Raw genomic sequence first — 13,379 nt, 5'->3', positions numbered from 1 at the left:
GATGCTCGACTTCGCTTCCCGTTCCGCGCGCTGGGTCTTCGCGGCGACCTTCCTCGTCCTTGCGGCCTTCCTCGGCTTCCCGGTGTTCTGGATGGTCTCCACCGCCTTCAAGCCGACCGCCGAGATTTTTGTTCGTTTTCCCACGCTGCTGCCGGCCGCGCCGACGCTCGACAACTTTCGCGGCGTGCTCGGGCAGGGCGACCTGCCGCTGTGGCTCACCAACTCGCTGCTGACCGCGGGCGGGGCGGCGCTGCTGACGACGGTGCTGGCGACGCTCGCCGCGCATTCCTTCGCGCGCTTCCGCTATCGCGGGCGCAAGCCGCTGATGGCGCTGATGATCTCGGCGCAGATGTTCCCCTTCGCGGTGCTGCTGATCTCGCTCTATCCGCTGCTGCAGGCGGCGGGACTCCTGGACACCCGGCTCGGCCTGACCATCGCCTATATCGTCTTCGCGCTGCCGACCGGCACCTACATGCTGTTCTCCTACTTCGTGCGCCTGCCGGAGGAGCTGATGGAGGCCGCGCGCATCGATGGCGCGTCGGAGCTCGGCATCCTGCTGCGCGTGGTGCTGCCGGTCTCGGTGCCGGGCCTGGTCACCGTCGGGCTCTACTCCTTCATGTGGGCCTGGAACGACCTGCTCTATGCGATGACGCTCGTCACCTCGCCGGAACTGCGCACCGTCGGGCCGGGGCTGCTGATGTCGCAGCTCGGCGAGATGCGGCAGGACTGGGGGGCGGCCATGGCGGCCTCGCTGGTAGCCTCGCTGCCGGTGGTGATCGCCTTCGCGCTGGTGCAGCGATGGTTCGTGCAAGGCCTGACGGCCGGGGCGGTGAAGGGATGACGCTGGAGGGCAAGCTCTGCGTCGTCACCGGCGCCGCCGCGGGCATCGGCCGCGCCATCGCGCTGCGCTTCGCCGCGGCGGGGGCGCGGCTGGTCCTCGCCGACCGCGACACCGGCGGCCTGGCGCGCATCGCCGCGGAGACCGCCGCGGAACAGGTCTTCGCCGATGTCGCCGACGACGATGCGCCGGCGCGCATCCTCGCGCCCGCCATCGCGCGGGGCGGGCCGGATGTGCTGGTGAACAACGCGGGCGTGACCACCGTGCGCCCGCTGCTGGACACCACCGACGAGGATTGGGACGCGACCCTCGCCATCTGCCTGCGCAGCGCCTTCCGCCTCTCGCGCGAGGCGGTTCGCGCGATGCGGCCGCGCGGGCGTGGCGCCATCGTCAACATGGCCTCGGTCAACGCCATGCAGGGCCAGCCCTGCGTCGCCGCCTATGCCGCGGCGAAGGGCGGCATCCATGCGATGACGCGCCAGATGGCGGTGGAATGTGGCCCCTTCGGCATCCGCGTGAACGCGCTCTCGCCCGGGCTGATCGTGACCGAAGCCTTCGCGGCGAAGCTGCAGCCGGAGGATGTGCGCCTGACCGAGGAAGCCTATCCGCTCGGCCGTCTCGGCCGGCCGGAGGATGTCGCCGATGCGGCGCTCTTCCTCGCCTCCGACGCCGCCGCCTTCATCACCGGCGTGGACCTGCCGGTGGATGGCGGCCTTACCGCGCAGATGGCCGCCGCCGTCGTCAGCCCGCGCATCCGCGCCTGGACCGGGCGAACACCCTTGAGGTTTGCATGAGCAGCGACCCGCTCCGCATCGTCGCCGCAAAGCACTGGATGCTGCGCATGCCCTTCCATTCCGACATGGAATGGGCCTCCGGCCGGCGCAGCGGCGCGACGCGCCTGGTGGTGCGCATCGAGACGGCGAACGGCACGGTCGGCTGGGGCGAGACGATCTGCCTGCTGGATGCGATCCCCGCCGTGCTGGAACGCATCGTGCTGCCGATCGCGCTGACGAAGACCGTGGACCAGGCGGAATCGCTGCATCGCCACGTGCTCGGCGCCGGCTACTACCATCACAAGCGCGCCGCGGTGATGGCGATCTGCGCCGTCGAGATGGCGATGTGGGACGCCTTCGGCCACGCCTGCGGCCAGCCGCTGCACCGCCTCTGGGGCGGCCTGTGGCGCGATCGCGCGGAGATGGCGGCCTACATCCTGGAAAGCGAGCCGAACGCCGCGGCGGAGGCGGCGCGCGCCTATCTCGCGCGCGGCCATCGCAGCTTCAAGGTGAAGGTCGGCATGTCGGAAGCGACCGACGTCGCGCTGGTGCGTGCCGTGCGCGCGGTGATCGGCCCCGACCTCATGCTGCGCGCAGATGTCAACGGCGCCTGGACCCCCGGCACGGCGAAACGCATGCTCGAGAAACTGCGCCCATTCGACCTGCAATACATCGAGCAGCCGCTGGAGCTCGACGACCTGGCCGGCCATGCGCTGCTGCGCCAGTCGCAGCCCGTGCCGATCGCGCTGGACGAGAGCGCCTATACGCTCTCCGACGTCGCCAACATCGTGCGTGCGGAAGCGGCCGACGTGATCCTGCTCGACCCGCATGAGGCGGGCGGGCTCTGGCCCGTCATCAAGCAGGCCGCGATCTGCGAGGGCGTCGGCATTCCCGTCACGCTGCATTCCGGCGCGGAGCTCGGCCTGTCGCAGGCGGCCTATCTGCATCTCGCCGCCGCCATCCCGAACATGACGATCGCGCTCGACACCGAGCATGCGCATCTCGCCGGCGACATCGTGCGCGAAACCTTCGACCTGCAGGATGGCTGCTTCGCCGTGCCGACCGGGCCGGGCCTCGGCGTGACGGTGGACGAGGCGGCGGTGGAACGCCACGCCGTCAGCCGCATCGAGGGCGCCTATCTCGACGACCGCCGGCCGGGCTGGTTCCCGGTCAAGCCCGCCTACTGACAACACGGGAGGAAACACCATGACCGCACGCATCACCCGCCGCGCCTTCGCCGCGGCCGCGCTCGCCCTGCCCGTCGCCGCGCAGGCGCAGGGCTGGAGGCCGGATCGCCCGGTGCGTTTCATCGTGCCCTACACCGCGGGCGGCGCGTCCGACATCACCGCGCGGCTGATCGCGGAGCGGCTGCGCGGGCCCTTCGGCCAGTCCGGCGTGGTGGAGAACCGCGCCGGCGCCTCGGGCATCATCGGCACGGAAGCGGTTGCCAAGGCGCCGGCCGACGGCACGACCATCGCGATGGTCGCCTCCTCCCATGTGGTGAACAAGGCGCTGTTCCCGAACCTGCCCTTCGACCCCATCGCGGATTTCGCGCCGATCACGCTGACGGCACATGTGCAGCTCGTGCTCGTCGTGCCGGCTTCGAACCCTGCGCGCACCGTGCAGGAACTGATGGCCTGGGCGAAGGCGCAGAACGGCCGCGCGGCCTTCGCCTCCTCCGGCAACGGCTCCAACCCGCACATCTTCGCCGCCGACCTGCTGAAGCGCGCGGGCGTCGAGATGGAGCACGTGCCCTATCGCGGCTCCACTGCCGCGCATGCCGACCTGCTGGCCGGGCGCACGCAGATGATGTTCGACGCCTATGCCTCCGTCGCGCCGCATGTGCAGGCGGGCACGCTGCGCCTGCTGGCACTGGCCGGCCCGACGCGCTCGCGCCTGTTGCCCGACCTGCCGACCGTCGCCGAGCAGGGTTTCCCGGGCTATGGCGCGACCTCCTGGGGATGCCTGCTGGCGCCCGCCGGCACGCCGCCTGCCGCCATCGCTGCGCTGAATTCCGCCGCGCGCGACATCCTGCTGAGCGCCGAAGTGCGGGAGAAGCTCGCGGTGCTGGGCGCCGAGCCCTCCCCCGGCACGCCGGAGGAGCTGCTGGCGTTCATGCGCAGCGAGCAGGCGCGCTACATCGCGCTGGTGCAGGAGCTCGGCATCAAGGCGGGCTGAGCGACCGCGCCGCGCCTCAATCCTCCAGCACCAGGCGCGCCTCGCAGCGATCCGCGGCGGGGCGCTGGCCGAAGGAGAGCGCTTCGCGCGTCGCCAGCCACACGGCGAAGGCGTCGCGCGCAGTGTCGTCGCCGAGCAGATCCTCGGCCTCCGGGCGCGCCGAAGCCTCCGGGAGGGGCGCGCCCTGCCAGGCGAGCGACAGCTCGACGCGATCCTCGCCGCGTCGCGCAGCGACCGTCACCTCGGCCACGCCGCGCCCGGCCAGCACCTCCGTGAGCTCGACCAGCGCACGCTCCATCTGGCGCGCGGATTGCGGCCGCAGGCCCCAGCCTCGCGCGGTCGCAGCCGCCCATTCGCTCGCTTCGCGGCCCGCCATCTCGTCCGCGGGCGAAAGCCGCAGCTCGGCGCGCTGCGTCACCATCGGCATCGTCGCCAGGTTCGCGAGGAACGCGATCATCGCCCCGAGCGCCAGCGGCGAAGCGAGCGCCGGCACATGCGCCGCGAAGGCCGCCGGCGCCACCGCCGCCGTGATTCCCGCCCCCATGCCGAGCGCCACGACCATGGAGCGCCGCGTGTCGAGCAGCCGCACGGTGGCGAGCTGCGCGCCCTGCACGACGATGAAGCCGGAGACGTAGATCAGCGTCGCCGCCTTCACCGCGGCGGGCGCCATCACGAACAGCGCGACGATCTTCGGGCAGAAGGCGGCGAGGACCAGGATCACCGTTCCGATCCAGACGATGCGGCGCGCCAGCGTGCCGGTCGCAACCGAAAGCCCTGCCGCCGCCGTGGCCGGCCCCGGCGCCGCGGCGCCGATCGCGCCGGCCGCGACGATGGAGAGGCCGTTGGCCAGCAGGCCGCGCTGCACCGCCGGCGGGTCGGGCCGCGTCCAGCCGGCATCGGCCGCGCGCTGGATCATCAGGAAGCCGCCCGCCGCGGAGGCCTTCGCGGCGACCAGCGCCAGCAGGAAGGCGGCCAGTGGTGCCGGCTGCATGTCGCCGAAATCCGGCAGCCAGGGCTGCGGCAGCGCGATCCACGGACTCGCCGCGACGACGGCGGCGGCATTCTCCGGCACCTCGCCGAGCGCGATCGCCAGCGCGACGCCGAAGGCCGCGCCCACCAGCACCGCGAGGCGCGCGAGCTTCGTACCGCTCAGCGCCACCAGCGCCATGACCGCGATGCTCGCCAGCAGCACGACCACCGCGAGCGGCCCGGGCTCCGTGCGGCCCGGCTGCAGGCCAAGGATCTGCGTGCCGAGCAGGATCAGCGACACGCCGATCAGCATCACGACGACGCCGGCGACCTCGTTCGGGATCAGCACGCGCAGCCGTCGCATCGCGAAGCTGAGCAGCGACGCCACGATTCCCGCGATCAGCACCATCGCCGCTGCGCCGCCGAAGCCCACCCCGGCCGCGCCCGCCGCGGCATAGGCGCCGAGCATCGCCGGCGCATGGGTGGCCGGCACCGGATAGCCCGATCCGACCGGGCCGCGCGTCAGCAGTTGCAGCGCCTGCCACAGCGCGACCGCGAGAATGGAGAGGCAGAGGAAGCGGGTCGCCTCGGCCGGGTCGGGCGAGAGCGCCGCGGCCGGCGCCGCCGCCAGCACGAAATACACGGACTGCACCGCGACATGCTGCATCGCGAGCCAGAAGCTCGGCACCAGCGGCGAGGGCGTGTCGAGCCAATAGACCAGGCCCGCGGGCCGCTGCATGGGCCGGTCGGCGCCGCGCGCGAGACTGTCGGACAGTGCCGTGAGAAGCGACATGAGCCAATTCGCTGAAGGTTTCGGGGAACGCTATCGGCCGTCCGCGGGGCTGGCCAGAGCATGCGACGCGTCGGCGCCGGCCGCACCTGGTCAGCGAACGCGGCGCGGAATGGCAGCGCCGCGACGCGGTTGCCCGCGGTGACCTGCGTCTGGACGATGAGGACGCGGCGCGCCGCGCCCGGGCGGCAGCCCTGACCCTGTTCAGAGCCGTGCTTCCGGGGGCGACCGCCGGTCAAGGCCTGTCGAGAAACTTTACGATCCCTGCGCGTGTGCTGCCGGATCGCCTGCAAGTTCTTGAATTTATTTGGTCGAACGCCCTGGCACGACGCTTGCCTACACGACGCTTGCTGAAGAGACGGTTGCATAGGCAAGGCAATGACGACCTCCGGAGCGCCGCCGCATCCGGCCGGCGCGGGTCGTGGGCGCAAGGAGGTTCGGATGGCAGTCCGGCGGATCACGATCGCCACTTTGCTCGTCGTGGCGAGCATGGCCATGGCGGCAATGCCCGCCGGTGCGGCGATCATCAGCAGGACCTACGAATTCACCGCGACCCGCCTCGCCTTCTTCCCGGATGTCAGCGGATCGGCCACGGTCACCTTCGACGACAGCGCCAGCATCGTGGACAGCACCGTGGGCATCGTGCTGAATGCCTTGAGCATGCCGCTCGGCTCGCAGGTCGCCTTCACCTACGACAAGGCGAATGACCGGCTCATCATCGGCGGGCTCGCCGGGACGGATAGCGGGTTCGGGACCGTCCGCAGCGTTGCGCCGGGACAGGACGACTTTCTCCTGGCGATCAGCGCGCCCGGTTCGGCTGCGACGTTCTTCTCATTCATCAGGACCTCGTCCGATCCCGACCGGACCTGTTGTGGCTACGGTAGCATCGCTGGAACCGTGTCCGTCGTGCCCGAACCCGCCTCGCTGGCCCTGCTGGGCCTCGGCCTCGGGGGGCTGGCGGTCGCGCGCCGGCGCCGGGCCGCGCGCGTGGCGTAGCCGGTCCGGTGCAGACGGCCCGCCCGCGACTTGCGGGCCGCGCGCCTGCCGCCCCGCTCGGTGGTACGCCGGGCGGGCGATGGCTGGCCAGTTTGCCCGGCGAATTCCGGAGCAACCGCCCCTTCAGAACACCGCGCGGAAGGGCAGCACGCGCACGCGGTCGCCGGGCGCGACCTGAGTCACGTCCTCCGGCAGCTCGGCGAAGGCGTGGGATTCGGTCAGCGAGGTCAGCAGCCCCGCCCCCTCGCGCGGGTATTTCCGTGCCACCGGCAGCCCCTGGCCGAAGATCAGCGACACGCGCACATACTCCCGCCGCCCGGCCTTCTTGCGATAGGCGAAGTCGGCCTCGGCCGCGAAGCGCGGTAGTGGCTCTGGCTCCGCCCCGGCCAGGCGCAGCACCAGCGGTCGCGCCAGATGCAGGAAGGTTACGACCGCCGCCACCGGGTTGCCCGGCAGCCCGACCACCGGCGTGCCGCCCACCACCCCCATCGCCGCCGGCCGACCCGGCTTGATCGCCAGCCGCCAGAACACCAGCCGCCCGCCGGCCTCGATGGCTGCCTTCACGTGGTCGGCCTCGCCTGTGGAAACGCCGCCCGAGGTGAGCAGCAGGTCATGCGTCTCCGCCGCGGCCGCGAGGGCGTTCGCCGTCGCCACGCCGTCATCGGGCAGGATGCCGAGGTCGGACACCGTCGCGGGCAGCCCGGCCAGCAGCGCCATCAGCGTGAAGCGGTTGGAATCGTAGGTCTGCGCCGGCCCGAGCGGGTGGCCCGGCTCGGCCAGCTCGTCCCCGGTGGAGAAGACGCCGACGCGCAGCCGCGGCCGCACCGTGAGCCGCGTGAGCCCGAGCGCGGCGGCGAGGCCGAGATCGGGGGCGGTCAGGCGCCGCCCGGCGCGCAGCGCGATCGCATCCCGTTGCAGATCCTCGCCGGCGGGGCGGCAATTCGCGCCTTGCTTCAGGCCGGGCGGCAGCAGCACCGCGCCGGCCTCCTCCTTCGCATCCTCCTGCATCATCACCGTGTCGGCACCGGGCGGCATCGGCGCGCCGGTGAAGATGCGAATGGCAGTGCCCGGCGCGACCGGCGCCGCTTCGGCGCCCGCCTGCACCCGGCCGGCTATCGTCAGGCGCGTCTCGCCCTCCGCGGCAAGGTCGGCATGGCGGAAGGCGTAGCCATCCACGGCGGAATTGAAGAAGGGCGGCAGCGCGACGGGCGCGCACAGAGCCCCGGCCAGCACGCGCCCGAGCGCCGCCGCCAGCGGCACCTCCTCCGTCCCCTCCAGCGGCGGGACACGCTCGGCGATCAGCGCCTCGGCCTGCTCAACGGCCAGGAGCTTGCCACCGAACGCGAAGCAGTCGTCGCTGAGCTGGGCCATGCGCCCGATCTAGTCCTTGGCGAGGAAGGCTTCCAGCGGCGTCGCCTTGTCCAGCACCAGCCCGGCGATGGCGCCGATGTCGTCCAGATGCGCCCAAGGCAGCACCGCGTTGGGCGGGGCGACATCGGCGGCGATCGCGGCGACGAAGGGATCCTCGGGATGGATCCAGGGCTTACCGTTCGCGGAGCGATGCACCTCGAGCTTCGGATGGGCGTCGCGCTTGAAGCCCTCCACGATGACCAGGTCCACCTTGTCCAGCCGCCGGAGCAGGTCGGCCAGCTTCGGTTCCGGCGCGCCGCGCAGCTCGGTCATCAGCGCCCAGCGATTGGCGCTGGCCACCAGCACCTGCCGCGCCCCGGCGCTTCGGTGCTCGTAGCTGTCCTTCCCGGGACGGTCGATGTCGAAGGCGTGGTGCGCGTGCTTGAGCGTGGAGACCGAGACGCCGCGCGCGGCGAGTTCCGGGATCAGCCGCGTCATCAGCGTGGTCTTGCCGGCGCCGCTCCAGCCGGCCAGTCCGATCAGGCGCAATGTCCGGTCCTCGAAAAGGCGGAACCGGCCAGGGCATCGCCGCGGCCGGTTCCGGTCACGTTGCGCGCCCCGGCCGGGGCGCCGTTGCCGGGATCAGTCCGCCCCGGCGACCTTCGCGTTGGGCGCGATGGTCTCGCGCGCCTTCTTCATCTCGTCCTCGACCCAGAGCGAGTGGTGCTCCTTCGCCCAGTTCAGGTCCACCTGGCCGGAGCCCATCGCGTCGAAGGCGCCCTCCATGCCAACCGAGCCGATATAGATGTGGCCGAGCATCGCGCCGATCATCAGCACGGAGATGACGCCGTGCACGATATGCGCCAGCTGCTGCCCCGCGATGTCGGTGGCCCAGAAGGGGAAGATCAGCACATAGCCGGAGATGGCGACGAGGGTGCCGCCGATCACGGTGATCCAGAACACCATCTTCTGCCCGGCATTGAAGCGCCCTGCCGGCGGATGCGAATGGCCGAACAGCCCGCCCGCGGCCTTGAGCCAGCCCACGTCGCGCCCGTTCGGGATGTTGTCCTTCACCCACAGCAGGAACAGCAGGACGATGCCGAGCGTGAAGGGGAAGGACAGGTAGTTGTGTGCGAACTTGCCCCAGAGCGTGATGGTCGCGAAGGCGTCCGGCCCGATGATCGGCAGGATCAGCCAGCGCCCGAAGGTCAGGTTCAGGCCGGTCAGCGCCAGCACCACGAAGGAGCCCGCGGTCATCCAGTGCGCCGAGCGCTCCAGCAGGTTGAATCGCTGGATGGTGCGCCCGGACCGGCCGGAATCGATCGCGATGCGCCCGCGCGTGGCGTAGAACATCCCGATGATGGCGAGCATGCCGAGCACGGCGATGCCGCCGATCCAGCTCAGCGTGACGTTGTGGAAGGCGCGCCAGTCGCGGCCGGCCGGCTGCACCAGGCTCGCAGCCTGCGCGTCCGGGATGGAGATGCGCCCGCCGATGCGCCCGCCCTGCAGCGCCTTCTGCAGTTCGAGTTCCTCCGCGCTGAAGCCGCTCGGCGCGGGGTTGGTTGGAATGCCGGTGACCGGGCCGCCGATCTGGGCCGGCGCGGGTGTTGTGAAGCCGAGCCCGAGCGCAAGCGCCAGGGCGGGCAGGATGCGTGCGATCATGATCATCTCCCCGAGGGGGCGTTGGCGGGCCAGCGGCCCGCCCCGCCTCTCTTGCCTCAGACGCTGAGGGTTTCCTTGTAGGCGGTGCGCCAGCCCCAGGCGCCCGCGCCGTAGCCGCGCTTCTGCACGCGCTCGCGGTAGATGGTGGCGATCATCTCGCCGTCGCCGGCGAGCAGCGCCTTGGTCGAGCACATCTCGGCGCAGATCGGCAGCTTGCCTTCCGCGATGCGGTTGGCGCCGTATTGCGTGTATTCGGCCGCAACGTTGTCCGCCTGCGGGCCGCCGGCGCAGTAGGTGCACTTGTCCATCTTGCCGCGGGTGCCGAAGTTGCCGACGCGCGGATACTGCGGCGCGCCGAAGGGGCAGGCATAGAAGCAGTAGCCGCAGCCGATGCAGGTGTCCTTGTCGTGCAGCACGATCGCATCGGCCGTAGTGTAGAAGCACGAGGTCGGGCACACCGCCGCGCAGGGCGCGTCGGTGCAGTGCATGCACGCCATGGAGATGGAGCGCTCGCCCGCCTTGCCGTCATTGATGGTGACGACGCGGCGGCGGTTGATGCCCCAGGGTACCTCGTGCTCGTTCTTGCAGGCCGTGACGCAGGCGTTGCACTCGATGCAACGGTCGCTGTCGCACAGGAACTTCATGCGGGCCATTGTTCTGTTCTCCCCCCGGTCTCTCAGGCCGCACGGATCTGGCAGAGCGTGACCTTCGTCTCCTGCATGAAGGTGACGGGGTCATAGCCATAGGTGGTCACCGCGTTCACCGACTCGCCCAGCACGATCGGGTCGGTGCCCTGCGGATACTTGCTCCGCTGGTCGGTTCCCATGAACCAGCCGGCGAAGTGGAAGGGCATGAAGGCCACGCCCTTGCCCACGCGCTCCGTCACCAGCGCCTTCACGCGGGTGCGCGCGTTGTTCTCCGGCCCGCTCACCCAGACCCACTGGCCGTCGCGGATGTTCCGCTCCGCCGCGTCGCCCGGGTTGATCTCGACGAACATGTCCTGCTGCAGCTCGGCGAGCCACTTGTTGGACCGCGTCTCCTCGCCGCCGCCCTCGTATTCCACCAGGCGGCCGGAGGTGAGGATGATCGGGAAGTCGCGTGCGACCTGGTTGGAGCGCGCCTGCACCGACTGGCCGAGATGCGGCAGGCGGAAGCCGCGGCGATCCGGCAGCGTCGGGTATTGCGCGAGCAGATCCAGGCGCGGCGTGTAGATCGGCTCGCGGTGCACCGGCACCGGGTCCGGCAGGTTCCACGCCACGGCGCGCGCCTTGCCGTTGCCGTACGGCACGCAACCATGCCCCATCGCCACGCGCATCACGCCGAAGCTGAGGTCGGTGGCCCAGGAGAAGGTGCCGCCATTGCCCTCGATCCAGGCCTTCTCCTCGGCGGTCAGCTCGTCGTACCAGCCGAGGCGCTTCAGCACCGCCGTGGTGAACTCCGGATAGCCGTCCTGGATCTCCGAGCCCTTCGACCATGAGCCTTCGGCCAGCAGCGTCACGCCGTTGCGCTCCGTGCCGAAGCGCGGGCGGAAGGTGCCGCCGCCGTCCTTCACGTGCAGGTTCGTGTTGTAGAGGATGTGGCTGCCCGGATGCTTCCACTCCGCCGGGCCCCAGCACGGCCAGGGCATGCCGTAGAACTCGTTGGCCACCGGCGTGCCCTCGCGGCCGCGCAGCGTCACCAGGTCGAACTTGTCCTGGTGCTCCATGTGCAGCTTGAGGCGTTCCGGCGACTGGCCGGTGTAGCCGGTCGACAGCGAGCCGCGGTTGATCTCCCGCAGGATGCTCTCCGCCGTCGGCGCGCCGTCCTTGATCTCGTACGGCTTGAACATGTCCTGCTGAAAGCGGATCGCCTGGCCGCTCTTCTCCGCCGCGGCGTCGAGCGCGCCGGCCAGGCGGTACATCACCTCGTAGTCGGTCTTGGACTCGAAGATCGGGTTGACGATCTTGTGGCCCCACTGGACGGACCGGTTGGAGGCGGTGCGGCTGCCGTCGCATTCGAACTGCGTGCAGATCGGCAGCAGATAGGTGTTGTCGCGGCGCCCGGACAGTACGGCGAAGGTGGTGGGATGCGGGTCGGCGACGACCAGCAGTTCCATCGCCTCAAGGCCCTTCACCGCCTCCGGCATGCGGGTGACGGTGTTGCCGCCATGGCCGAACACCATCATGGCCTTCAGCCGGTCGCGCTGCTGGATCTGGTCCTTCGGCAGCGTCGCGGCGTCGAAGTAGCGCGTGGTCGGGATGCCCGGCGCGCCCATCATCTGCACATTCTCGAAGCGGTCGCGCAGGTTCTCGAAGGGCACGCCCCAGACGCGGCCCCAGTGGCGCCAGGCGCCTTCCTCGAGGCCGTAATAGGCGGGCAACGTGCCGACATCGAGGCCGAAATCCGTCGCGCCCTGCACGTTGCAGTGGCCGCGGAAGATGTTCGCGCCGGTGCCGTCGGCGCCGACATTGCCGGTGGCCAGCAGCAGGATCGAGAAGGCGCGCACATTGGCGGTGCCGACCGTCTTCTGCGTGGCGCCCATGCACCAGATCAGCGTCGCGGGCTTCTCGGTCGCGAAGGTCTGCGCGACCTTCTTCAGCTGCTCGCCCGGCACGCCGGTGACGCGCTCGACCTCGGCCGGCGTCCACTTCGCCACCTCGGCGCGGATCTCGTCCATGCCGTAGACGCGCTGACGGATGAACTCCTTGTCCTCCCAGCCATTGGCGAAGATGTGGTGCAGCATGCCCCAGATGACGGGGATGTCGGTGCCGGGACGGATGCGCACGTATTCGGTCGCATGCGCCGCGGTGCGGGTGAAGCGCGGATCGATGACGATCATGTTCGCGCGGTTCCGCTCCTTGCCCGACAGCAGGTGCTGCAGGCTGACCGGATGCGCCTCCGCCGGGTTCCCGCCCATGATGATCATGGTCTTGGAATTGCGGATGTCGTTGTAGGAGTTGGTCTGCGCGCCGTAACCCCAGGTGTTCGCCACGCCGGCCACCGTGGTGGAGTGGCAGATGCGCGCCTGGTGGTCCACGTTGTTCGTGCCCCAGAAGGCGGCGAACTTCCGGTACAGATACGCGCCCTCGTTCGAGAACTTGGCGCTGCCGAGCCAGAACACGCTGTCGGGCCCGCTCTCGGCGCGCACCTTCATCAGCTTCTCGGCGATCTCGGCGTAGGCGACGTCCCAGCTGATCCGCTGCCACTGCCCGCCGACGAGCTTCATCGGATACTTCAGGCGGCGATCGCCATGCACCAGCTCGCGCACCGCCGCGCCCTTGGCGCAATGCGTGCCGCGGTTGATGGGGCTGGCCCAGGTCGGCTCCTGGCCGACCCACACGCCGTTCTGCACCTCGGCGGTGACCGTGCAGCCGACCGAGCAATGGGTGCAGATGTTCTTGATCCGCTGGATCGGGCGCGAATGGTCGGCCACGCCGGTCGCGGCGCCGGAGGCCTGCACGCGCGACGGGGCCAGCGTGCCGAGGGCGGCGAGGCCCGCGCCGGCGAAGCCCGCCTGGCGGAGGAAGGCACGGCGGTCGAGCCCGCCGGAAGAGAGGCCCGCATAGGCCTGGGCAAGGCGCTGCTTCGCCGCCTTGCCTTCGGAGCGCTTGATCAGCATCGGCGCTGTCTCCCGGTTCTTATTCGTAGCGGTTGGTGCGGTAGAAGGCCTGCACGTCGGCGCTGTCGGCCTTGTAGCGGGGCGCCAGGCGCTGCTGCTCGTTCTCCTTGCGGGCCTGGCCGGCCGGCACGCTGTCCGCCCGCTGCGCCATGGCCGGCGCGGCAGCGGCCGCCGCCGTGCCCAGGCCGAGCGCCTTCAGGAATCCGCGGCGCACCGACCTCTCCT

Annotated in this window: 12 protein-coding genes; 5 read left to right on the top strand and 7 right to left on the bottom strand. The window is 70.8% G+C overall.

Features of this window, described 5'->3' with window-relative positions; genetic code table 11:
* Window position 1 precedes the first annotated feature (1 nt).
* Genes DFH01_RS19070 through DFH01_RS19055 form a run of 4 tightly spaced genes read left to right on the top strand, consistent with a single transcriptional unit; the run spans window position 2 to window position 3,789 of the window.
* A complete protein-coding gene (locus DFH01_RS19070) occupies window positions 2-841 on the top strand; it encodes a carbohydrate ABC transporter permease (protein ID WP_109872058.1) in 840 nt (279 codons plus the stop codon).
* Complete coding sequence (locus DFH01_RS19065) at window positions 838-1,632, top strand: SDR family NAD(P)-dependent oxidoreductase (protein ID WP_109872057.1); 795 nt, start codon at window positions 838-840, stop codon at window positions 1,630-1,632. Before DFH01_RS19070 ends, DFH01_RS19065 begins: the two co-directional genes overlap by 4 nt.
* Window positions 1,629-2,798 carry a mandelate racemase/muconate lactonizing enzyme family protein gene (locus DFH01_RS19060; RefSeq protein ID WP_109872056.1) on the top strand — a complete coding sequence of 390 codons (1,170 nt, stop codon included), beginning with the start codon at window positions 1,629-1,631 and terminating at the stop codon, window positions 2,796-2,798. Before DFH01_RS19065 ends, DFH01_RS19060 begins: the two co-directional genes overlap by 4 nt.
* 19 nt (window positions 2,799-2,817) lie before the next feature.
* Window positions 2,818-3,789, top strand: a complete 972-nt coding sequence (locus DFH01_RS19055) for a Bug family tripartite tricarboxylate transporter substrate binding protein (protein ID WP_109872055.1) — start codon at window positions 2,818-2,820, stop codon at window positions 3,787-3,789.
* A gap of 16 nt (window positions 3,790-3,805) precedes the next feature.
* On the opposite strand, the gene DFH01_RS19050 is transcribed toward DFH01_RS19055, so the two are convergent.
* Window positions 3,806-5,551: a solute carrier family 23 protein gene (locus DFH01_RS19050; RefSeq protein WP_109872054.1), complete on the bottom strand. Its 1,746-nt coding sequence runs from the start codon at window positions 5,549-5,551 to the stop codon at window positions 3,806-3,808.
* Between the two features lie 438 nt (window positions 5,552-5,989).
* Here DFH01_RS19050 and DFH01_RS28835 point away from each other — a divergent pair, with 438 nt between their 5' ends.
* A complete protein-coding gene (locus tag DFH01_RS28835; RefSeq protein WP_233256184.1) occupies window positions 5,990-6,544 on the top strand; it encodes a PEP-CTERM sorting domain-containing protein in 555 nt (184 codons plus the stop codon).
* Window positions 6,545-6,667: 123 nt separating this feature from the next.
* Here DFH01_RS28835 and DFH01_RS19040 read toward each other — a convergent pair whose 3' ends face one another.
* The 6 genes from DFH01_RS19040 to DFH01_RS19015 all read right to left on the bottom strand — a co-directional run bounded on the left by DFH01_RS19040 (window position 6,668) and on the right by DFH01_RS19015 (window position 13,368).
* Entirely contained in the window at window positions 6,668-7,915 is a 1,248-nt protein-coding gene (locus DFH01_RS19040) for a molybdopterin molybdotransferase MoeA (RefSeq protein ID WP_109872053.1), read from the bottom strand.
* A 9-nt stretch (window positions 7,916-7,924) separates the two neighbouring features.
* Window positions 7,925-8,443: a molybdopterin-guanine dinucleotide biosynthesis protein B gene (mobB, locus tag DFH01_RS19035; RefSeq protein ID WP_109872052.1), complete on the bottom strand. Its 519-nt coding sequence runs from the start codon at window positions 8,441-8,443 to the stop codon at window positions 7,925-7,927.
* A gap of 93 nt (window positions 8,444-8,536) precedes the next feature.
* Window positions 8,537-9,556: a formate dehydrogenase subunit gamma gene (locus DFH01_RS19030; RefSeq protein WP_233256183.1), complete on the bottom strand. Its 1,020-nt coding sequence runs from the start codon at window positions 9,554-9,556 to the stop codon at window positions 8,537-8,539.
* Window positions 9,557-9,612: 56 nt separating this feature from the next.
* Window positions 9,613-10,209 carry a formate dehydrogenase FDH3 subunit beta gene (fdh3B, locus tag DFH01_RS19025; protein ID WP_109872050.1) on the bottom strand — a complete coding sequence of 199 codons (597 nt, stop codon included), beginning with the start codon at window positions 10,207-10,209 and terminating at the stop codon, window positions 9,613-9,615.
* Between the two features lie 23 nt (window positions 10,210-10,232).
* Window positions 10,233-13,154 (bottom strand): formate dehydrogenase subunit alpha, encoded by a 2,922-nt coding sequence (locus tag DFH01_RS19020; protein WP_109872049.1) that lies wholly within the window; start codon window positions 13,152-13,154, stop codon window positions 10,233-10,235.
* Window positions 13,155-13,173: 19 nt separating this feature from the next.
* Complete coding sequence (locus DFH01_RS19015; RefSeq protein ID WP_158287822.1) at window positions 13,174-13,368, bottom strand: twin-arginine translocation signal domain-containing protein; 195 nt, start codon at window positions 13,366-13,368, stop codon at window positions 13,174-13,176.
* Window positions 13,369-13,379: the final 11 nt, after the last annotated feature.

It is taken from the genome of Falsiroseomonas bella (assembly GCF_003173615.1).
Taxonomy (GTDB): Bacteria; Pseudomonadota; Alphaproteobacteria; order Acetobacterales; family Acetobacteraceae; genus Falsiroseomonas; species Falsiroseomonas bella.
The sequence above is the reverse complement of the archived record's forward strand: the minus strand, read 5'-3'. Positions and strand labels throughout refer to the sequence as shown.